Below are 20,459 nucleotides of genomic sequence, written 5' to 3'. Positions count from 1 at the left end.
ACCTCACGCTCGATGACCGCCGCCGACGCAAGATCCCAGGCCCTGGCTTCGCAAGCGCGGCGCGTCCACACGGAGGTGCTGCTGCGAGGGCTGCCCGCCATGATGGCGGTCCTGACCACGGCGGTGCAGGACCTGCTCTCGCAGCCGGCCGAGCACTCGCTGCAGATGGCCCGCCGCGATGCCTACGACGCCTGGCAGCGCGCCTCGACGCCCTGGCATGCGCGGCTGGGCAAGTCGCTGCGGCATGCCTACCACCACGGTGCCGGCGATTCGCGTTCGGCGTCGCTCTCCTCCCGTCCGCAGAACCTGTCCCTGGTCAGCGACGACACGATCGAGCGCGAGATCATCGCCTCGCGACTCGCGCTGGCCATGATGGACAAGGCCAGCTGGGAATTCAGCGACCTGCGCAACCGCATGCAGTCGCTGGAGCGCGTCGAGGACCTGGCCCAGCAGGACCTGCTGCGCGCGCAGGTGCTGTCGCGGCTGGTGCTCGATGCCTGGTTCGAGGCGGGGCTGAGCAGTTCCGTCTGGCAGATGCTGCAGCGCTGGCTGCACCACGAGTTCTCCCAGCTGTTGAACGAGGCCTATCACGAAGCCAACCACTGGCTGATCCAGCAGGGCGTGATGCCCGAGGTGGACCTGCGCCCCTTCATCCGGCGCAACGCGCCGGCCGGCGGCATGACGCAGGCCGCGCCGCTGGGGCCGGCCACCGCGCATGGCGGCATCGCGCCGCAGGCCACGGCCCATGGCGCCCCGCTGGGCGCGCAGGTCGGCGGCCCGGCGGTGCCCGCCGGCACCCCGGCCAGCCAGTCGGCCCAGCAGGTGATGGCGCAGCTGCAGCGGGTGCTCGCGCGCCACGTGCCGGAGCTCGCGCAGGCGCCGGCGCGGTCCGGCATGCCCATGCCCGGACCGGCGACCCGCAGCGGCCTGCCGGCGGCGCCGATCGGTGCGTCGGGCATGTCGGGCGCCGGCCCGGTCACCCGGGGCGGTTCACCGCGCCTGAGCGCCGCAATCAATCATGCCCAGGAAGCGGTGCAGCGCCGCGCCGACCAGGTCGCCACGGTGGACCAGCAACTGACGGCGCCGCAGGCGCTCGACGAGATCCGCCATCGCAACCAGGCGCTGAAGCAGGTCCTCAAGAGCGCCGCCGACACGCCGGCCGAGCGCGCGACCATCGAGCTGGTCGCCTTGCTCTTCCAGGCCATCCTGCAGGAAGAGCGCATCCCGCCGGCGATCCGGGTCTGGTTCGCGCGGCTGCAGATGCCGGTGCTGCGCGTGGCCGTGGGCGAGCCGGACTTCTTCGCCACCGACGACCATCCCGCGCGGCGCCTGATCGACCGGATGGGCTCCTGCGTCATGGGCTTCAGCACGTCCACCGCCGAGATCGGCGACGCGCTGGAGCGCGAGATCAAGCGCGTCGTGCAGGTCGTCGAGGCCTATCCCGACACCGGCCGGCGCGTGTTCCAGACGGTGCTGACCGAGTTCGAGAAATTCCTCGACCACTACTTCGAGCAGGAGAACGAGGTCTCGAAGAAGGGCGTGTCGCTGGCGCAGCAGGTCGAGCAGCGCGAGACGCTGGCGATCCAGTACACGATCGAGCTGCGCAAGATGCTGTCCGAGGTGCCGGTGCAGGACGGCGTGCGCGACTTCCTGTTCCAGGTCTGGGCCGACGTGCTGGCGGTGACCGGCGTGCGCTACGGGCCGCAGGCCGAACAGACCAAGGCGATGAAGCGCGCCGCGGCCGACCTGATCTGGTCGGCCAGCGCGAAGGTGTCGCGCGAGGACCGGGCCGAGGTGATCCGGCGCCTGCCGCCGCTGCTCAAGACGCTGCGCGACGGCATGGGCCACGCGGGCATGGGCCATGAGCGCCAGGATGAGCACATCCGATCGCTGAACAATGCGCTGGCAGCGGCCTTCACCGCCAAGACCGCCGCGATCCCGCGCGAGCGCCTGGACGACCTGATGAGCCAGCTCGAGACGCTGGAGGCGATGCTGCCGTCGCCCGAGGCGGGCGAGATCAACGAGACGCTGGTGCGCGACCTGTCCAGCCACGAGTGCGACGGACTGGAAGTGGTGGCCGAAGGCGGCGCCGCGCCGACGCCGGCGATGGTGGCCTGGGCGCGCGAGCTGCAGGTGGGCAGCTGGTACATGCTGGACTACCGGGGCCGGGTGGAACCGGTCCAGTTGGTCTGGCGCGGGCTGCGGCACCACCTGATCCTGTTCGTCTCGCCGCAGGGGCGGGGCGTGCTGTTCCAACTGAGCCGCCTGGCGGCTTTCCTGCAGGCCGGGCTGATGCTGCCCGCCCAGGATGAATCGCTGACCGTCAAGGCGACGCGCAACGCGCTGGCCAAGCTCGAGGTCGATCCGAGCCGGCTGCTCGCCTGAGGGCGGGTGAGGGCAGGGTGAGGGCGGGGCGCTGTTGCTGGCGCCCCAATGAAAAAACCGGCGCCGCGCGATGCGGGGCCGGTTTCTTTTTGAGCGCTGGCGCCCGGTTCAGTGGATCAGGCGCTCTTCGGGCGCGACGAACAGTTCGTCGAGGATCAGCGCGTCGGGCTCCTCGCCCAGGCTCCAGAACACCATCAGCACGATGATCTTCAGGTCCTCGAGGTCCAGCGGGCCGCCGGGGATCGCCATCGCGCGGTCGATCACCATTTCCCGCATCGCGGTCGGCAGCACGCCGGCCGAGGCCAGGAAGCTGATGAAGCCGACCGAGCTTTCGCCCAGGTGCTCCTGCTCCTCGCGGGTGTAGATGCGCAGGCTGCGCTCGCCGGGTTCGCCGTGGTGCGACTGGGCCGAGGCGGCCAGGCCGTCCAGCCAGGACAGCGCGTCGCGGATTTCGTCATCCTCGAAGCCGACTGCCGACAATTTCCGGGTCAGCTGGGCGTGATCCGGGCAGGCGTCGGGCCGCCAGTAGGTTTCGTACAGATAGACGAGCACGTCGAACATGGCGGGCACTATAACCGACCGCCCGAAAGCCCTTCCGGCCGAAATGAGCCCCGGCGGAGGTCGACATCCACGGATGGTTCAGGCCCGGCGACGGCGCTGGAACAGCGCGCCGGGGAGGCGGGCGATGAGGCCCTCGAGCTCCAGGTCCAGCAGGGTGGCGTTCAGCTCGTCCTGCGGCCAGCCGCTGCGCTGCGACAGCTGCTCGAGCGAGACGGTGTCCCGGCCGATGGCCCGGAGCAGCGGGTGGTCGTCCTGGGGTGCGGGTTCTGGCGTTGCCTCGGCGCCCGCTTCCGGCTCGGGATCAATCGCTGCCTCGCGTGGCGAACCCCGCGCCGGCAGCTCGGCGAGCAGGTCGTCCAGCTCCTGGACCAGGCAGGCCCCCTGCTTCAGCAGGTGGTGGCAGCCCTTGGACTGGGGAGCATGGATCGGTCCGGGGATCGCGAACACCTCGCGGCCCGCTTCCGAGGCCTGCCGCGCGGTGATCAGCGAGCCGGACTTCAGCGCCGCCTCCACGACCAGGCAGCCCTCAGACAGGCCCGCGATGATGCGATTGCGTTGCGGGAAATTCGGCGCCATTGGCGGCGTGCCGACGAAATACTCGCTGACCAGCAGTCCGCGGCGGGCAATGTGGCGGGAAAGTTCGGCGTGACCGAGGGGGTAGACCTGGTCCGGCCCGGTGCCGAGCACGGCGATCGTGCCGCCGGGCGTGTGCAGTGCCGCCTCATGGGCCGCGCCATCGATGCCCTGCGCGAGGCCGGACACGACGCAGAACCCGGCTTCGCCCAGGCCCGCGGCGAAGTGGCGCGCGTTCTCGTCGCCCTGGGGGCTGGGCCGGCGACTGCCGACCACGGCGACGCAGCGCTGACCCAGCAGCTCGCGTCGGCCGTCGAGGTACAGCATCAGCGGCGGGTCCGCCGTGTTGAGCAGCGCGAAGGGGTAATCGGTGTCGCTGAGCAGCAGGATCGAGCGTCGCTCGCCGCCGGCCAGCCACGCCTGCGTCCGGCGCACCAGGCGGTCCAGCTCGGTGGGCGCGCTGCGCAGCCGCTCAGCTTCCTCGGCCGAGAGTGCCTGCCCCCAGCCGGCCTGACCGGCCGCCAGGGCGGCGCCGGGACCGCCGTGGCGCGCCAGCAGCCGGCGCGCGGCGCCGCGTGAGACGCAGGACAGCAGCCGGAGCCAGTCGCGCAGATCGTCTGGGCTCATCCGTTCGGTCCTGACTGCGACCTGGTCCGGAGAGCCGCTCGATCACGGCTGGGTGAAGCGGTCGCCCGGGACGACCGGTTCCTGGACCGACAGGATCAGCGCGTACGACACCCGGTCGAAGACCTGGAAGACGAACAACTGGCCGTGACGCTCATCGGGGAGCTTCACTTCCTCGCGGCGGGGCGTCGTCGGGTCGCGCACGACACGGCCGCTGTGCCAGAGCGCCAGCACATGGCCGCGCTCCAGGCCATCGCGGCTGCCCTTGTTGAGCGCGACGATCTGGTTCTGGCCGGCGGTGATCGCGTCGCCGTAGATGGAAACGATGTAGCCATCGATCGCGCCAGCCGGCGCGTGCGGCACATAGCTCGTGTAGGAGCGCGGCGGAATCGGCGCGATCCGGTCGCCGGGCTGCGCTTCCAGGCGGTTCAGCGTCAGCGTGAGCGTCGCGGGGACTTCCTTGGTGCTGGCCGTCGCGGGCGTGCCGGCGCGGGTCAGGTCCGCGGTGCCGACATAGACGGCCTCGTAGCCCAGCACTTCCTTGGACACCGGGTCGCGCAGCGGGCGCGGCTCGCGGAACACGCGGTAGGCATCGATGTCGGGCGTCAGGTTGCCGCGCACATAGGCCCGGTCGCCCTTGGTCATCCAGACGCGGTTTTCCTGCGCCGAGACGATGCGGGGGGCCGTCGCCAGTTCGTTGCCGTTCAGGACGACCGCCTCGTTGAGGAAGGGCTCGATCAGGTGCTGCGGGATCGCGGCGATGGAGCCGTCGTACAGCGACTCGGCGCGCACGCGCGGCGAGAGCTTGACCGTGCCGCCGGCCGCGCCGCCGACATCGCGACCCACCTGCAGCCGCGCGCGGCCGTCGGACTTGATCAGCATCAGCACCTGGCCCGGGTAGATCAGGTGGGGGTTGCGGATCTGGTCGGTGTTCATGCCCCAGAGCTCAGGCCAGCGCCACGGGCTCTTCAGGAACAGGCCGGAGATGGCCCAGAGCGTGTCGCCCGACTTGACGGTGTAGGTGTCGGGCGCGTTGGGCGCCAGTTCCGACAACGGCACACCGGCCTGCGCGACCTGCTGGGCGGTCTGGCGCTGGTCGGGCGTGATGGGGTAGTTGCCTGCCGCGAAGGACGTCGTGGCGGCAGAGGCCGCCAGCAGGGCTGCAAAAATCGTCGTCAAGCCCAGCGGCCGCCTTTGCGTCATTACTTGTTCTCCCGCGCCGAGATCGAAGGCCCCTCGTGGCCAATGGCGCTTTTGTGACGAGGGCCGTGCAGTCCGCCAAATCGGCGAAAATCGACCTTCTCGCTGGCGGCGATTCTGCCCCGGTTCAGGGGCACCCGCAATGAAGGTGCCCGCCGTCCCTTGCAAGCCCTTACAAACAGGCGTTGTGCGCCGTCCACAGCGGTCCACCACCCTCCGCGTCCCCACCATGGCGAAACTTTCCATTCTTCGATACCCCGATCCGCGCCTGCACACCGTCGCCAAGCCGATCACCGCCGTCGACGACCGCATCCGCGCGCTGGCCGACGACATGCTGGAGACGATGTACGACGCTGACGGCGTCGGCCTCGCCGCCACGCAGGTGGACGTGCACGAGCGCCTGCTGGTGATGGACGTCTCCGAGGAACGCAACCAGCCGCTGGTGCTGATCAACCCGGAACTGGTCGCGCGCAGCGAGGAAATGATGGAAGGCGAGGAGGGCTGCCTCTCGGTGCCGACCATCTACGACAAGGTCATGCGTCACAAGAAGGTCACCGTGCAGGCGCTGGACCGCGACGGCCACACCTTCCAGTTCGACGCCGAGGGCCTGCTGGCCGTCTGCGTGCAGCACGAGATGGACCACCTGGCCGGCAAGGTGTTCGTCGAATACCTGAGCCCGCTCAAGCGCGAGCGCATCAAGACCAAGCTGGTGAAGAAGGCCCGCGAGGACGCCAAGCGCTGATGGCCGACGCCCCGACCCCCGGCGGCCTGCGCGTCGCCTTCGCCGGCACGCCCGAGTTCGCGGCCGTCGCGCTGCAGGCGCTGCTCGACGCCCGCTTCGAGGTGCCGCTGGTGCTGAGCCAGCCCGACCGCCCCGCCGGTCGCGGCATGAAGCTGCAGGCCTCGCCGGTGAAGCAGCTTGCGGTGGCGCACGGCCTGGCGGTCGCGCAGCCGCGCAGCCTGCGGCTGGACGGCAAGTTCCCGGGCGAAGCCCAGGCCGGCCGCGAGGCCTTGCTGGCGGCCCGGCCCGACGTGCTGGTGGTGGCCGCCTACGGGCTCATCCTGCCGCGGTGGGTGCTGGACCTGCCGCGCCTGGGCTGCCTGAACATCCACGGCTCGATCCTGCCGCGCTGGCGCGGCGCGGCGCCCATCCACCGCGCGATCGAGGCCGGCGACACCGAGACCGGCATCACCATCATGCAGATGGACGAGGGCCTGGACACCGGCGACATGCTGCTGATCGAGCGGCTGCCGATCGCCGCGGCGGACACGACCGCCACGCTGCACGACAAGCTGGCGACGCTCGGCGGCCGCATGATCGTCGAGGCGCTGGAACTCGCCGCCTGCGGCGGTTTCCACCCGGTGAAGCAGCCCGAGGCCGGCGTCACCTACGCCCACAAGATCGAGAAGGCCGAGAGCCAGATCCGCTGGTCCGACGACGCCGCGCAGATCGCCCGGCGGTTGCGCGCCTTCGATCCATTCCCCGGCGGCGTCGCCCAGTTGGACGGTGAGCCGCTCAAGGTCTGGCGCGCCGAAGTCGTCGACACCGACGGCGTGCGCGGCGAACCGGGGCGGGTGGTGGCGGTGTCGGCCGATGGACCGGTCGTGGCCTGTGGGAGCGGCAGCGTTCGCTTGACCGAACTCCAGCGCGCCGGCGGCAAGCGGCTGCCCGCGGCAGCCTTCCTCCAGGCGCGACCGCTCCAGGTGGGTGAATCGCTCGGGTGAGCTTCGCCCCTGCGGCGACCGAGCAACTCGCGGGCAATGCCCATGCCCCTTTCCGCTCAATCGCCTCCGCACGCTCGGCATTCGCTTCAAGGGGCATGGGCATCGCCCGCGAGCGAGACACCGAGCCGGGGCTGGCGGTGGGGCGGGGCGGTTCGCTTATTTCTGGCTGAAGGCGTGGGGAAACCGGCTTGAATGCGCCGACCCCGCCGTCAGGTGGGACGACCTGGACGGTGTACCGTTCAGACTGATTTCCGATCGCGGCTCCGGCCGCAGTTCTCCGAGGAGTGATTGCATGTTCAACCTGATGAAGACCGCCATCCTGATGGCCGCCATCACCGCGCTGTTCATGGCGATCGGCTCCGTGCTGGGCGGCCAGACGGGCATGCTGATCGCGCTGGTGATCGCGGTGGGCATGAACTTCTTCAGCTACTGGTTCTCCGACAAGCTGGTGCTGAAGATGTACAACGCCCAGGAAGTCGACGAGCGCAGCGCGCCGCAGTTCTACAACATGGTCAAGGAGCTGGCCCAGCGCGCCCAGCTGCCCATGCCCAAGGTCTACCTGATCCAGGAAGACGCCCCCAACGCCTTCGCCACCGGCCGCAACCCGGACCACGCCGCGGTCGCCGCGACGACCGGCATCCTGCGCGTGCTGTCGGAACGCGAGCTGCGCGGCGTGATGGCCCACGAGCTGGCCCACGTGAAGCACCGCGACATCCTGATCTCCACGGTCAGCGCGACGATGGCCGGCGCGATCTCCATGCTGGCCAACTTCGCGATGTTCTTCAGCCCGCGCGACAGCGAAGGCCGGCCGGCCAACCCGATCGTCGGACTGCTGGTGGCGATCCTGGCGCCGATCGCGGCCTCGCTGATCCAGATGGCGATCAGCCGCGCCCGCGAGTTCGAGGCGGACCGCGGCGGCGCGGAGATCTCCGGCGACCCGCAGGCGCTGGCCTCGGCGCTGGACAAGATCCACCGCTACGCCCAGGGCATCCCGCTGGAGACGGCGGAGCGCCATCCCGAGACGGCCCAGATGATGATCATGAATCCGCTGTCCGGCGGCGGCCTGCGCGGCCTGTTCAGCACCCATCCGTCGACCGAGGAACGCATCGAGCGCCTGATGGCGATGTCCCGCCGCTGAACGCGGGACCCGCGGCCCGGCCGGGCGATCCGGCGCGCCGGCCAGACGAAACACCGCCTCCGGGCGGTGTTTTTCATTCGACCGGGGCGGGCGGAGGCGACGGCACAATGGCCCGTTCCGCCGGCCTGCCTGATTCAAGCGTTCGCCCCGGCGGCCGATAAAGGACAGCATGAAGGCTTCCCTCCGCTCCCTGACCGCCTCGGCGGCGCTGCTCGGCGCCGTCGCGCTGCTGGCCGGCTGCGACCAGCTCGGCATCGAGGACCCCGCCAAGGTGGCGGCGGCCAAGCAGGCCGAGGGCAAGGCCATCGGCGGCGCCTGCCGCAACGCGCTGCGCGCCATCGAGGACTGCTACGCCCTGAACCCCAAGGCCCAGAAGGCCGCGGTGTACGACGGCTGGCGCGAGATGGACGAGTACATGCGCGAGAACAAGCTCGAGGGCACCCGCCCGCTGGTGGCGAATCCGCAGGCCAGCCGGCCGGCCGCCGCCGAGGAGGAGGAACCGTCGCCGCGCTCCGCCAAGGGGCAGGTGGGCTCGTCGGACAAGGCGGCGGAGAAGAGCTCGGAGAAGGGCGCCGAGAAGGGCTCGGACAAGGACAAGGCCGGCGAGAAGGGTGGCCACTGAGCCCGGCTCGGTTCGGTCGGGCCATCGGACCGCCGCGCAGTTGATCCCCCGGGGGGTGCAGTTCGTCTTGCGCCGGTCGCCGGCGCGGGTCGTCGCGACGAAGATGCGATCATCCGAAAGATCAGGAGATCGTCCATGACCACTTCGTCCTTCCGTGCTTCCCGTCGTCTGTTTGCCGTCGCCGCGCTGGGCCTGGCCGCCGCCGCGACGGTCGGCACCGCCCACGCCTGGTCGCTGAGCTTCGGCAGCTCGCAGCGCATCGAGGGCAACGGCGAGGTCGCCGCCGAGGCGCGCGACGTCGGCGCCTTCGACGCGGTGGCGCTGTCGGGCGATTTCAAGGTCTTCGTGCGGTCGGGCGCGTCCGACAAGGTCGAGGTGAAGACCGACCGCAACCTGCTCGCCTACATCGAGACCAAGGTCGTCGACGGCAGCAAGGGCCGCACGCTGGAGATCTCGCCCAAGCGCGGCTACAGCCTGAACGCCAAGGGCTCGCCGGTGATCACGCTGGACATGCGCCAGCTGCGCGGCCTGTCGATCGCCGGCTCCGGCGACATCCGCGTCGAGCCGATGAAGACGAGCAACCTGGAGGCCAGCATCGCCGGCAGCGGTGACCTGCGCATGCAGGGACTGGAGGCCGACCATGTGACGCTGCGCGTGGCCGGCAGCGGCGACATGCAGGTGCAAGGCAAGGCCAATGCGCTGTCCGTGTCGGTGGCCGGCAGCGGCGACGTCAAGACCCGTGAGCTGGTCGTCGACGAGGCCAAGGTCAGCATCTCCGGCAGCGGCGACGTCACCGTGGCGCCGACCCGCAAGCTGGACGTGCGGATCGCCGGCTCCGGCGACGTCGGCTACGTCGGCAGCCCCGAGATCAGCCTGTCCAACGCCGGATCGGGCTCGGTCCGCAAGCTGAAGTAAGCCCCCCGGGCGCCGGCTGCGCCGGGCGCTCTGTGGACGCCCCTCGCCGCGACAGCGGCCGAGGGGCGCTTCGTTTCCGGACCACGCCGACGACAATTGCGGCCATGGTGGAAGGACTCGCGGCGCTGGTGCGCCATCCGGAATTCAAACGCGGCTCGCGCGACATGCTCGGCATCACGCTGGGCATCTCGGCCTGGGGGCTGGTGACCGGCGTGGCCATGGTCAAGAGCGGCTTGGGCGTGGGGCTGTCGCTGCTGATGAGCCTGGTGGTCTTCGCCGGCAGCTCGCAGCTGGCGTCGCTGCCGCTGCTGGCCAGCGGCGCGCCGCTGTGGGTGCTGTGGGCCACCGCCTTCTGCGTGAACCTGCGCTTCGTCATCTTCAGCGCCCAGTGGCGCCTGTACTTCGAGCCGCTGCCGCGCGCGCAGCGGCTGTTCATCGGCTACTTCGCCGCCGACCTGAACTACGTCGCCTTCCTCAAGCGCTTCCCGGACCTGAAACCCGATCCCGCGAACCAGCTGCCGTACTTCTGGGGCGGCGTCGCGACCAACTGGGTCGCCTGGCAGGCGCCGGCCATCGCCGGCATCCTGCTGGCCGACACCATTCCCACCACCTGGGGCCTGGGTTTCGCCGGCGTGCTGGCGCTGCTGGGGCTGAGCTACTCGCTGCTGAAGGACCGCAACACCTGGGTCTCGGGCGCGGTGGCCGGCTGCGCGGCCGTGGCCGCGTATGCGCTGCCGCTGCGGCTCAACATCCTGGTGGCGATCGCCGCCGCGGTGGCCGTGGGCCTGCTGATGGAGAAATGGCTGCCGCCTCCGACCCCGGCCGCCGGCGGGAGGTCGGCATGAGCCTCTGGGAAGCGGTGCTGGGCATCCTTGGCATGGGCGCGATCACGGTGATCACGCGCAGCTTCTTCATGATCCCGGACCGCGAGATCCCGCTGCCCCAGTGGGTGCGCGACGGCCTGCGCTACGCGCCGCTGGCCGCGCTCGCGGCGGTGATCGTGCCGGAGATCGTCATGACGCAGGGCGAGCTGATCCACACCTGGAAGGACGCCCGGCTGTATGCGACGGCCGTCGGCACCGCCTATTTCTTCTGGCGGCGCGGCATCCTGGGCACCATCGTCAGCGGCACGGCGGTGATGCTGGCGCTGCGGGTCGGCCTGGGCTGGTAGGCCCGGCCGGGCCCGTCCTGACGCCGGTTCCAGCGGCGTTTCGTAACCGTCCCGGACAGGGCCGCGCCCGGCCGGCTGGTAAGCTGCGCCCCGATTCGCCGGGCCCGCCCGCAGTGCCCGGACACCCGCTTTCCAACTACTCGAAGCTCATCCCATGAACGTCCTGCGATTCGCCGATCTGATCGCCGCCGGCAAGGTGGCCGACCAGCGCGTGTTCATCCGCGCCGACCTGAACGTGCCGCTCAACGACGCCGGCCAGATCACCGAGGACACGCGCGTGCGCGCCTCCATCCCCGCGATCGAGATGGCGCTGAAGGCCGGTGCCGCGGTGATGGTGACCTCGCACCTGGGCCGCCCGACCGAGGGCGAGTTCAAGCCCGAGGATTCGCTCGCGCCGGTCGCCAAGCGCATGGGCGAGCTGCTGGGCCGCGAAGTGCCGCTGGTGGCGAACTGGGTCGATGGCGTCGACGTGAAGCCGGGCCAGGTGGTGCTGCTCGAGAACTGCCGCGTCAACAAGGGCGAGAAGAAGAACAGCGAGGAGCTGGCGAAGAAGATGGCCGCGCTGTGCGACATCTTCGTGCACGACGCCTTCGGCACCGCGCACCGGGCCGAGGCCTCGACCTACGGCATCGCGCAGTTCGCCAAGGTCGCCTGCGCCGGCCCGCTGCTGGCGGCCGAGATCGATGCCATCAGCAAGGCGCTGGCCAACCCGAAGCGCCCGCTGGTGGCGATCGTGGCGGGCTCGAAGGTGTCGACCAAGCTGACCATCCTGCAGTCGCTGTCCAGGAACGTCGACGGGCTGATCGTCGGCGGCGGCATCGCCAACACCTTCATGCTGGCGGCCGGCCTGAAGATCGGCAAGTCGCTGGCGGAGCCGGACCTGCTCGGCGAAGCCAAGGCGGTGATCGAGTCGATGAAGGCGCGCGGCGCCGCGGTGCCGATCCCGGTGGACGTGGTGACGGCCAAGGCCTTCGCGGCCGACGCGCCGGCGACGGTGAAGGCCGCCACCGAGGTGGCCGATGACGATCTGATCCTGGACATCGGCCCGAAGACCGCGGCGCTGCTGGCCGAGCAGCTGAAGGCGGCCGGCACCATCGTCTGGAACGGCCCGGTGGGCGTGTTCGAGTTCGACGCCTTCGCGCACGGCACCGAGACCATCGCCCGCGCGATCGCGGCGTCGGACGCGTTCTCGATCGCCGGCGGCGGCGACACGCTGGCCGCGATCGCCAAGTACGGCATCGAGCAGGACGTGGGCTACATCTCCACCGGCGGCGGCGCCTTCCTGGAAGTGTTGGAAGGCAAGACCCTGCCGGCCTTCGAGATCCTGTCCAAGCGCGCACAGGGCTGAGCGCGGCAAGGCGAGGAGCGGTGGCGACGAAAGCCGCCGCGTGACGCAAGGGGCGCCTCGGCGCCCTTTTTCATGCTGATGACAGCGACCGCCACGCAGCGGTCGCACGGTGAGGACCGGCCGACGGCGCGCAGACCGCCGCGGCGACACAGGGGGATGGATGGACACCCAGGCTCAAGCGCAGTCGGACCGGCAATCGGACCGGCAGGGGACGGTACACGCGGAGGGAGCGGCAGCCGTGGCGCTGGACCGGCCGTCGTTCGCGACGAGAGAGGACCAACGGACGCTCGACGATCCCGCGCCACCGCGCTGGTTGCTGGCGACGGCTGCGGTGGCCGCTGCCGCCTTATTCCAGCTGATGCTGCTGCTGCCCTGCGCGGTGGTGATGGCCATCCCGATCTTCTTCTATGGCGCCAACACGACGGTGCTGGTCTGGGGCGGCCTGGGCTTCCTGATCCTGGCCTGGCTGGTCCAGCCGGACTGGCGGAGTGCGCTGAAGACGCTCCCCCGCGACCAGGCGAGTGCGCTCTACGCGAAGGTGGACGCGCTGACCGATGCCCTGCAGGCGCCGCGTGTCCACGAGATCGCGCTGGACGACTCGATCAACGCCGGTGCGTTCGAGCGCCATCGGGGCCTGTCGCTGCGACCGACGCGGCGCGTGCTGGTGCTGGGCCTGCCCTTGCTGCGCCTGCTGGACACCACCGCGGCCGAGGCCGTCATCGCGCATGAGCTGGGCCACTTCTCGCGGCGTCACGGCCGGCTCGGTCACTGGATCTATCGAACGCGCGCCGCCTGGATGAGCTGGGCGAGCGCCGAGGGCCTGGGCGGGCATGACGACGTCGAGAGCACCTCGCCGTGGGAACGTGCGGGTCGCAACTTCGCGGCGATGTTCCTGCCGTGGTTCCGGCGCGCCAGCGAGGCCCATTCGCGCCGCTGCGAATTCGAGGCCGACGCGCAGGCCGCCCGGCACGCCTCGCCGGCGGCGCTGGGCCGCGCGCTGCTGCTGATCGAGCGGGCGTCGCAACGCCAGGAGGAATCGCTGGCGGCGATGGTGCGCGAGCGCTTGGCGCTGGACGCCGAGCCGCCGTCCGACTGGGTCGAATGGACACCGCGCCTGCTGGTGCAGTCGCCGGTGACCGAGGCCGAGCGCGAGGCGCTGCTGCGCCACCGCCAGCCGCGCGGCAGCCATCCGCCCCACGCGGCGCGGCTCGAGGCGCTGGGGTGCGATGCATCGCGCCTGGCGCTGACGCCCGCGGCCTTTGAAGACAGCGCCGCGGCGCGCTGGTTGAGCCCGGCGCAATGGCAGGCGCTGTGCCGCGAGCATTCGCCGTGGGCCGGGGCATCGCAAGGGCTGCGCTGGGCGATGGGGCATGCGGCGCTGGCCGGCACGGATCCGGCGCAATGGCCGGTGGCCGCGATGGCGCCGCCGCGGCGCGACGAGGCCTCGCGGCGGCGTCGCCAGCGGCGGCTGTGGGCCGCGGGCGAGGCCCTGGAGCACGGGCGGGTGCGTCCACACACGCTGACGTCCTGGCAACGGGACGCGCTGGTGCAGGCGCTGACGGCGAATCCGCTGATCGGCCAGGCCTGGGCCTTCGACGCGACGCTGCCCGAGTCGGACGGCGGTGGCGCGATGCTGTGCCTGGTGATGCGTATCGACCCGGTAGGCCTGCGCGAGCGTCATCTGACCGAGGACGACGTGCTGGATCAGGTCCAGTCGACGGCGGACCTGCTGTGGCCCGCGGGCATGGAGTGGGGCGCGCGCCTCAGCTACCTGACCGAGGGGCTGCCGCCGGAGTTGCAGGCGCGCGTCGACGCGACGCCGCGCCTGAAGGGCTGAGCGCTCGGACGCCCGGTCCGACGCCCAGCGCAGACGGCTCGCTCACCGGTCCAGCTCAGACGCCCAGATAAGCCGGCAGCTTCCCGTCCGCCGGCTTGACCGCCGCGAAGCGCGGCCAGCTTGGACTGCAGCGTCACCGGCAGCGGCGCGAAGCCGATGCCGCGGGTCAGGACGTCGTTGCCTTCGGCGGCCTCGATGTCGCCGGGCCACTTCGGCTGCGAGCTGGCGCCGACCTCTTTCTAGTGAGCGCGTTCCTCGCACGCCGTGAGCGCGGCAACCTGAAGTGCAATTGGGCACGGTTCTCGGGTGAAGGCTCTAACTTGCGGGCAAATCCCGATGCGGACCTTCATGGCGCGCATGAGCGATTGCCATCTTTGCATGGCAGTTAAAGCTGAATTCATCGCGCCGCGCGAGCCGGAGGATTAAGCTTTGCGCCCCCCGGGCCCCTGTTACCGGGCGATTACGGCACCGGTTCGTCGCCGCGATCGCATGCCGGAAATGGCGCCGGGCCCCCTTCATCGCGACGGAGATTTGCATGACCGACAAGAACGACGGCCTCGGCCTGAGCCCCGCCGAAGCCGCCCTGCGCGAGGCGGCGCTGGACTATCACCGCACCCCGACGCGCGGCAAGATCGCCGTCACCCCGACCAAGCCGCTGGCCAACCAGCGCGACCTGTCGCTGGCCTACTCCCCGGGCGTCGCCTATCCCTGCCTCGACATCGAGAAGGACCCGACGCTGGCCGCCGAGTACACCTCGCGCGGCAACCTGGTCGGCGTGGTCACCAACGGCACCGCGGTGCTGGGCCTGGGCGACATCGGCCCGCTGGCCGCCAAGCCGGTGATGGAAGGCAAGGGCTGCCTGTTCAAGAAGTTCGCCGGCATCGACGTCTTCGACATCGAGCTGGCCGAGCGCGACCCCGACAAGCTGGTCGAGATCATCGCGGCGATGGAGCCCACGCTGGGCGGCGTGAACCTCGAGGACATCAAGGCGCCCGAGTGCTTCTACATCGAGAAGCAGCTCAGCGCGCGGATGAACATCCCCGTCTTCCACGACGACCAGCACGGCACCGCGATCATCTCCAGCGCCGCGCTGCTGAACGGGCTGGAACTGGTCGGCAAGGACATCGGCGCGGTGAAGGTCGCCGTGTCGGGCGCCGGCGCCGCCGCCATCGCCTGCCTGGACGTGATGGTCGGCCTGGGCGTGAAGCGCGAGAACGTCTTCGTCGTCGACTCCAAGGGCGTGGTCCAGAGCGAGCGCGCCGATGCCGCCAAGCTCGACGAGTCCAAGCGCCGCTATTGCCAGATCACTCCGGCTCGCACGCTGGCCGACGTGGTCAAGGACGCGGACGTGTTCCTGGGTTGCTCCGCCGCCGGCGTGCTGACCGGTGAGATGGTCAAGACCATGGCGCGCCAGCCCATCATCCTGGCGCTGGCCAACCCCGAGCCGGAGATCCGTCCCGAGCTCGCAAAGGAAGCGCGCCCGGACTGCATCGTCGCCACCGGCCGCTCGGACTATCCGAACCAGGTCAACAACGTCCTGTGCTTCCCCTACATCTTCCGCGGCGCGCTGGACTGCGGCGCGACCAAGATCACCGAGGCGATGAAGCTGGCCTGCGTGCGCGAGATCGCCGCGCTGGCCAAGGCCGAGACGCCGCCGGAAGTCGCCGCGGCCTATCCGGGCCAGGACCTGGCCTTCGGCCCGGACTACCTGATCCCCAAGCCCTTCGACAACCGGCTGATCCTGCGCATCGCGCCCGCGGTCGCAAAGGCGGCGGAGGACTCCGGCGTCGCGACGCGTCCGATCACCGACATGGCCGCGTACCGCGAGCAGCTCTCGCGCTTCGTCTACCAGACCGGCATGTTCATGCGCCCGGTCTTCGCCGAGGCCAAGGCCCATCCGGCCCGCGTGATCTACGCCGAGGGCGAGGACGAGCGCGTGCTGCGCGCAGTGCAGGTGGCGCTCGATGAAGGCCTGGCCAAGCCCACGCTGATCGGCCGCCCCGAGGTCATCGCGATGCGCCTGAAGCGCGCCGGCCTGCGCCTGAAGCTGGGCGAGGACGTGGCCGTCATCGACCCCGAGAACGACCACCGCTTCCGCCAGTACTGGGAGGCCTACCACCAGGCGATGGGCCGCAACGGTTTCACGCCGGAGATGGCCAAGTCGGCGGTGCGCCGCTCCAACACGACGATCGGCGCACTCGCGATCCAGCTCGGCGACGCCGACGCGATGATCTGCGGCATGGTCGGCCGCTTCGACTCCCACCTGGAGCACATCCAGAACCTCATCGGCCTGAAGGCGAACGTCTCCAACTTCGCGACGATGAACGCGCTGATGCTGGAGCAGCGCACGCTGTTCATCGCCGACACCTTCGTCAACGAGGACCCCAGCGCCGAACAGCTCGCCGACATCGCCTGGCAGGCCGCCGAGGAGCTGCAGCGCTTCGGCCTGCCGCCGAAGGTCGCCTTCCTGTCGCACTCGATGTTCGGCAGCAGCAAGCGGGCCTCGGCGGTCAAGATGCGCAAGGCGCGCGACCTCTTCGCGGCCGCCCATCCCGAGGTCGAATGCGACGGCGAGATGCATGGCGACGCGGCGTTGTCGGAAGACGTGCGCAACAACTTCCTGCCCGACTCGACGCTGTCCGGCTCCGCCAACCTGCTGGTGCTGCCGACGCTGGATGCCGCCAACATCCTGTTCAACGTGCTGAAGGTCGTGGGCGGGCAGGGCGTCACCGTGGGGCCGATCCTGCTGGGCGCCCAGCGGCCGGTGCACATCCTCACGCCGTCGGCGACCGTGCGCCGCATCGTCAACATGACCGCGCTCGCCAGCGCGGACGTGAAGGCCTCGCAAGGCTGATCGGACGCTCCGGGAGTCGCGGCGTTGGAAACTTCGCCGTAACTCCCGGAAACTGTGCCGAGGCCCCGAGAGCCCCTCATAATCGGCGGCTGTAACTAAATTTCAGACAGAGACAAGTCATGTCCCGTGCCACCAAGATCGTCGCCACCCTCGGTCCCGCTTCTTCGTCGCCGGAGGTGCTGGAGCAGATGATCCAGGCCGGCGTCGACGTGGTGCGGTTGAACTTCTCGCACGGCAAGGCGCAGGATCACATCGACCGGGCCCGCATGGTCCGCGAGGCCGCGGCCCGCGCCGGCAAGCAGGTGGCCATCATGGCCGACCTGCAGGGCCCCAAGATCCGCGTCGGCAAGTTCGAGAACGGCAAGATCGAACTGGTCAACGGCACGCCCTTCGTGCTGGACGCCGACCGCACCGAGCCCGGCAACGAGATGGTCGTGGGCCTGGACTACAAGGAACTGCCCCGTGACGTGAAGCCCGGCGACACGCTGCTGCTCAACGACGGCCTGCTGGTGCTGACGGTCGAGGCGGTGCGCGGCTCGCAGGTCCACACGATCGTGAAGCAGGGCGGCGAGCTGTCCAACAACAAGGGCATCAACAAGCAGGGCGGCGGCCTGACCGCCCCCGCGCTGACCGGCAAGGACATGGAGGACATCAAGACCGCGATGTCCTTCCAGTGCGAATACCTGGCGGTGAGCTTCCCCAAGAACGCCACCGACATGGAGATGGCCCGCCAGCTGGCCAACGTCGCCGGCGAGCCCTACCGTCACAAGCCGGGGATGATCGCCAAGATCGAGCGCTACGAGGCCATCCCCCACCTGGAGGCGATCCTCAAGGCCTCCGACGGCATCATGGTCGCCCGCGGTGACCTGGCGGTCGAAGTCGGCAACGCGGCGGTGCCCGCGCTGCAGAAGCGCATGATCAAGATGGCGCTGGAGCTCGACAAGGTCTGCATCACCGCGACGCAGATGATGGAGTCGATGATCGTGAACCCGGTGCCGACCCGCGCCGAGGTCTCCGACGTCGCCAACGCGGTGCTCGACGGCACCGACGCGGTGATGCTGAGCGCCGAGACCGCCGCGGGCCGCTTCCCGGTCGAGACCATCCAGCAGATGGCCGCGATCGCGCGGGAGGCCGAGAACGCCGAGTTCGTGACGCTGGACACCGACTTCGCCAACCGCCAGTTCGGCCGCATCGACCAGTCGATCGCGATGGGCGCGCTGTTCACCGCGCACCACCTGGGCTGCAAGGCGATCGTGGCGCTGACGGAATCGGGCTCCACCGCGCTGTGGATGAGCCGCCACCGCATCCATGTGCCGATCTTCGCGCTGACCTCGCAGACGCTGACGCACCGCAAGATGGCGCTGTACCGCAACGTGACGCCGCTGCTGATGCCCAACTTCAGCGATCGCGACCAGGCGCTGCAGGCCGCCGAGGACCTGCTGATCGAGCGCGGTGTGCTGATGCCGGGCGACACCTACGCGATCACCTGCGGCGAGCCGATGGGCTACCCGGGCGGCACCAACATGCTGAAGGTCTGCCGGGTGGCCTGAACGCCGGTCCGTTCGCATGAAGCCGCTGCGCCGCCGTGAGTTGCTGATGGGCGTGACGGGCGGCGTGGGCCTGGCGACGGTCGCCGGCGGCGCGCTGGCCAAGCCCGACGCTGCCGCGGTCGGCGCGCCGGGGCCGATCCGGCTGGCCATCAGCGAACAGACGCACAAGCCCTTCATCCTGCCGCTGCTGCGGCTGATCGCCGAAGCGGCCGGCCTGCAGTGGCAACTGCAGCTGCTGCCCTGGCCGCGCGCGCTGCTGGGCGCGGAACTCGGCCAGCACCTGACCTTCGGACTGTCGCGCAACCCGGCGCGGGACAAGGTCTTCGCCTACAGCCAGCCGGCCTTCGTCAGCCGCGGCTGGCTGGTCGTGCCCAAGGCGCGGCCCATCGTCTTCGAGCGGCTCGAGGACCTGCGTGGCCTGACGCTGTGCGTGTCGCGCGGTGCGACCTATGGCGCTGCCTTCGAGGACGCCCGCCGGCGGCTGTTCCGCGTCGAGCACGGCGGCAATGACCTCGAGGGCCGCGCGCGCATGCTGGTGGCGGGACGCTGCGACGCGATGCTCGCCACCCACCGCGGCAGCGCGGCCGCGTTGGAGCGGCGCCTGCGCCCGCTGCGCGATGGCGCCCAGCTGCAGGTGCTGCCCCGGCCGCTGGTGGAGGAGGGCATCCTGTTCGCCGCGGCCAAGGGCAGCGAGCCCGCCTTGCTGCTGCCGCGGCTGGACGAGGCCATCCAGCGCAGCCGCGCCGCGATCCAGGCGCTGGTCGACAGCGATCTCTGACGGGGCCGGCGACGGGCCGGGCCTCAGGCGTTGCGCGCGGCCTGCACCAGCGCGGCGATGCGCGGCGTCATGTTCAGGGGCACGAGTTCCACGTCCTGGTGCGCGCGCGCGAAGACCCGGAACAGCTCGTCGGCAAAGGCGTGGCCGACATCGGTGACGCCGGCGAAATCGACTTCCGCCCGCTTGAACTGCGGCAGGCGCGCCGCCACCCGACGCGCCTGCGCCCGCGAGTCCAGCATCTGCCCCGCGCCGACGACCAGGTTCAGCATCACCCGCGTCTGGTCAAAGGCGATGCCGCTGCCGTCCACGCTCCACTGTTCCAGCACCTGCTCCAGCGTGCGGGTGCTTTCCAGCGCCATGGCCATGTAGATCGAGCTGCCCTGGCGTGGCAGGCCCTTGCCGTCCTTCCACGCATTGCCTTCCCAGGCCCGGCGCTGGAAGGCCTTGCCGTTGGCGTGGATGTCGAAGACATCCGCTAGCTGCGAACTGAAGAACAGCCCGCGACCGGTGTGCGCCTGCGGCTGCGTCGTCAGCCGGCCCTTGCTCAGCTCCAGCATCGCGTGGCGGGCGTCGGTCAGTTCGTAGGTGTCGCAGATCTTGTCGAAGACGCCGCAGCCGTCGTCGGAGACCAGCAGCTGCGCGTGGGTCGGCGTCTGGCGCAGCGACACGGTGACGCTGGTGCCGCCGCTGTGGTCGATGGCGTTGTTCACCAGCTCGGTGAAGCCGTGCTGGACCATGCGCGCGACATGCCGCGGCAGCTGGAAGTGGGGCGCGAAGTCGCGTTGCCAGACCACGTCCTCCATCAGCCCGTGCAGCGTGTAGCTGCGCGCCACCTGCCGCAGCGCGCCCGGCCCGAAGACCGGCCGGCGCGTGGTGCCCGACCGGGTCAGCCACTGAGCGTCGACCAGCCGGCGCAGGGCCGCCAGCGTCGCGCGATGGCTGGCGCCGGTGCGTTCCTCGACGTAGGCGGGCAGGTCCAGCGAATGCTCGTTGGCGGCGGCGGTGATCCACAGCGTCAGCTGGTCGATCGCGAGACGGGTCATGAAGGTCCTGGCGGGCGCGACGCGTCGCGCGAAGGGAAGTCGCGGGCGATCCGCGCCGGTGGCGACCGGACAAGGCACGAGGCTTGCTCCCACCGGAGCCGGGCCGCCCGGGCAAGAGCCTACCGGCCGCTTCCG

17 protein-coding genes are annotated in these 20,459 nt (G+C 70.5%); 13 read left to right on the top strand and 4 right to left on the bottom strand.

All coding sequences use genetic code 11. The annotated features are described in order from the left end of the window. Positions 1–12: 12 nt before the first annotated feature. On the top strand, positions 13–2,385 hold the full coding sequence (locus tag BM393_RS15440) for a DUF1631 family protein (RefSeq protein ID WP_091727973.1): 2,373 nt from the start codon (positions 13–15) through the stop codon (positions 2,383–2,385). Between the two features lie 108 nt (positions 2,386–2,493). On the opposite strand, the gene BM393_RS15435 is transcribed toward BM393_RS15440, so the two are convergent. The 3 genes from BM393_RS15435 to BM393_RS15425 form a co-directional block, all read right to left on the bottom strand. Further along, positions 2,494–2,946: a DUF494 family protein gene (locus tag BM393_RS15435; RefSeq protein ID WP_091727970.1), complete on the bottom strand. Its 453-nt coding sequence runs from the start codon at positions 2,944–2,946 to the stop codon at positions 2,494–2,496. 78 nt (positions 2,947–3,024) lie between these two features. Beyond that, complete coding sequence (dprA, locus tag BM393_RS15430) at positions 3,025–4,146, bottom strand: DNA-processing protein DprA (RefSeq protein WP_091727966.1); 1,122 nt, start codon at positions 4,144–4,146, stop codon at positions 3,025–3,027. A gap of 42 nt (positions 4,147–4,188) precedes the next feature. Beyond that, on the bottom strand, positions 4,189–5,346 hold the full coding sequence (locus BM393_RS15425; RefSeq protein ID WP_091727963.1) for a LysM peptidoglycan-binding domain-containing protein: 1,158 nt from the start codon (positions 5,344–5,346) through the stop codon (positions 4,189–4,191). Positions 5,347–5,572: 226 nt separating this feature from the next. Between BM393_RS15425 and def the strand changes: the two genes are divergently transcribed. The 12 genes from def (at position 5,573) to BM393_RS15365 (ending at position 19,281) form a co-directional block, all read left to right on the top strand. Then, positions 5,573–6,085 (top strand): peptide deformylase, encoded by a 513-nt coding sequence (gene def, locus BM393_RS15420; protein ID WP_091727960.1) that lies wholly within the window; start codon positions 5,573–5,575, stop codon positions 6,083–6,085. Positions 6,086–6,111: 26 nt separating this feature from the next. Next, positions 6,112–7,068 carry a methionyl-tRNA formyltransferase gene (fmt, locus tag BM393_RS15415; RefSeq protein ID WP_091731634.1) on the top strand — a complete coding sequence of 319 codons (957 nt, stop codon included), beginning with the start codon at positions 6,112–6,114 and terminating at the stop codon, positions 7,066–7,068. 292 nt (positions 7,069–7,360) lie between these two features. After that, on the top strand, positions 7,361–8,206 hold the full coding sequence (gene htpX / locus BM393_RS15410) for a zinc metalloprotease HtpX (RefSeq protein WP_091727956.1): 846 nt from the start codon (positions 7,361–7,363) through the stop codon (positions 8,204–8,206). A 169-nt stretch (positions 8,207–8,375) separates the two neighbouring features. Then, positions 8,376–8,828, top strand: coding sequence for a hypothetical protein (locus tag BM393_RS25775; RefSeq protein WP_175538358.1), 453 nt, complete (start codon positions 8,376–8,378; stop codon positions 8,826–8,828). Between the two features lie 135 nt (positions 8,829–8,963). Next, positions 8,964–9,743: a head GIN domain-containing protein gene (locus BM393_RS15400; RefSeq protein WP_091727952.1), complete on the top strand. Its 780-nt coding sequence runs from the start codon at positions 8,964–8,966 to the stop codon at positions 9,741–9,743. 104 nt (positions 9,744–9,847) lie between these two features. Continuing rightward, on the top strand, positions 9,848–10,588 hold the full coding sequence (locus BM393_RS15395) for an AzlC family ABC transporter permease (RefSeq protein WP_091727947.1): 741 nt from the start codon (positions 9,848–9,850) through the stop codon (positions 10,586–10,588). Then, positions 10,585–10,914 (top strand): AzlD domain-containing protein, encoded by a 330-nt coding sequence (locus tag BM393_RS15390; RefSeq protein ID WP_091731631.1) that lies wholly within the window; start codon positions 10,585–10,587, stop codon positions 10,912–10,914. Before BM393_RS15395 ends, BM393_RS15390 begins: the two co-directional genes overlap by 4 nt. A 154-nt stretch (positions 10,915–11,068) precedes the next feature. Further along, positions 11,069–12,262, top strand: a complete 1,194-nt coding sequence (locus BM393_RS15385) for a phosphoglycerate kinase (RefSeq protein ID WP_091727944.1) — start codon at positions 11,069–11,071, stop codon at positions 12,260–12,262. Positions 12,263–12,500: 238 nt separating this feature from the next. Next, positions 12,501–14,099, top strand: coding sequence for a M48 family metallopeptidase (locus tag BM393_RS15380; RefSeq protein WP_175538357.1), 1,599 nt, complete (start codon positions 12,501–12,503; stop codon positions 14,097–14,099). Between the two features lie 535 nt (positions 14,100–14,634). Beyond that, a complete protein-coding gene (locus tag BM393_RS15375; RefSeq protein WP_091727937.1) occupies positions 14,635–16,953 on the top strand; it encodes an NADP-dependent malic enzyme in 2,319 nt (772 codons plus the stop codon). Between the two features lie 119 nt (positions 16,954–17,072). Next, complete coding sequence (pyk, locus tag BM393_RS15370) at positions 17,073–18,503, top strand: pyruvate kinase (protein WP_091727933.1); 1,431 nt, start codon at positions 17,073–17,075, stop codon at positions 18,501–18,503. Positions 18,504–18,519: 16 nt separating this feature from the next. Then, entirely contained in the window at positions 18,520–19,281 is a 762-nt protein-coding gene (locus tag BM393_RS15365) for an ABC transporter substrate-binding protein (RefSeq protein WP_091727927.1), read from the top strand. A gap of 23 nt (positions 19,282–19,304) precedes the next feature. Here the strand turns inward: BM393_RS15365 and BM393_RS15360 are convergent, their stop codons facing one another. Continuing rightward, a complete protein-coding gene (locus BM393_RS15360; RefSeq protein WP_091727924.1) occupies positions 19,305–20,324 on the bottom strand; it encodes an STAS-like domain-containing protein in 1,020 nt (339 codons plus the stop codon). Between the last annotated feature and the right edge of the window lie 135 nt (positions 20,325–20,459).

Origin of the sequence: Mitsuaria sp. PDC51, from assembly GCF_900113225.1 — a bacterium.
Lineage (GTDB): Bacteria > Pseudomonadota > Gammaproteobacteria > Burkholderiales > Burkholderiaceae_C > Roseateles.
The sequence above is the reverse complement of the archived record's forward strand: the minus strand, read 5'-3'. Positions and strand labels throughout refer to the sequence as shown.

What these genes read in the sequence shown, in the direction of transcription:
- BM393_RS15390 (WP_091731631.1), top strand. Translation starts at nt 10,585, where the DNA reads ATGAGCCTCTGGGAAGCGGTGCTGGGCATCCTTGGCATGGGCGCGATC.
- BM393_RS15360 (WP_091727924.1), bottom strand. Translation starts at nt 20,324, where the DNA reads ATGACCCGTCTCGCGATCGACCAGCTGACGCTGTGGATCACCGCCGCC.
- BM393_RS15395 (WP_091727947.1), top strand. Translation starts at nt 9,848, where the DNA reads ATGGTGGAAGGACTCGCGGCGCTGGTGCGCCATCCGGAATTCAAACGC.
- htpX (WP_091727956.1), top strand. Translation starts at nt 7,361, where the DNA reads ATGTTCAACCTGATGAAGACCGCCATCCTGATGGCCGCCATCACCGCG.
- def (WP_091727960.1), top strand. Translation starts at nt 5,573, where the DNA reads ATGGCGAAACTTTCCATTCTTCGATACCCCGATCCGCGCCTGCACACC.
- BM393_RS15440 (WP_091727973.1), top strand. Translation starts at nt 13, where the DNA reads ATGACCGCCGCCGACGCAAGATCCCAGGCCCTGGCTTCGCAAGCGCGG.
- BM393_RS15385 (WP_091727944.1), top strand. Translation starts at nt 11,069, where the DNA reads ATGAACGTCCTGCGATTCGCCGATCTGATCGCCGCCGGCAAGGTGGCC.
- BM393_RS15425 (WP_091727963.1), bottom strand. Translation starts at nt 5,346, where the DNA reads ATGACGCAAAGGCGGCCGCTGGGCTTGACGACGATTTTTGCAGCCCTG.
- BM393_RS25775 (WP_175538358.1), top strand. Translation starts at nt 8,376, where the DNA reads ATGAAGGCTTCCCTCCGCTCCCTGACCGCCTCGGCGGCGCTGCTCGGC.
- BM393_RS15375 (WP_091727937.1), top strand. Translation starts at nt 14,635, where the DNA reads ATGACCGACAAGAACGACGGCCTCGGCCTGAGCCCCGCCGAAGCCGCC.
- dprA (WP_091727966.1), bottom strand. Translation starts at nt 4,146, where the DNA reads ATGAGCCCAGACGATCTGCGCGACTGGCTCCGGCTGCTGTCCTGCGTC.
- BM393_RS15365 (WP_091727927.1), top strand. Translation starts at nt 18,520, where the DNA reads ATGAAGCCGCTGCGCCGCCGTGAGTTGCTGATGGGCGTGACGGGCGGC.
- BM393_RS15400 (WP_091727952.1), top strand. Translation starts at nt 8,964, where the DNA reads ATGACCACTTCGTCCTTCCGTGCTTCCCGTCGTCTGTTTGCCGTCGCC.
- BM393_RS15435 (WP_091727970.1), bottom strand. Translation starts at nt 2,946, where the DNA reads ATGTTCGACGTGCTCGTCTATCTGTACGAAACCTACTGGCGGCCCGAC.
- pyk (WP_091727933.1), top strand. Translation starts at nt 17,073, where the DNA reads ATGTCCCGTGCCACCAAGATCGTCGCCACCCTCGGTCCCGCTTCTTCG.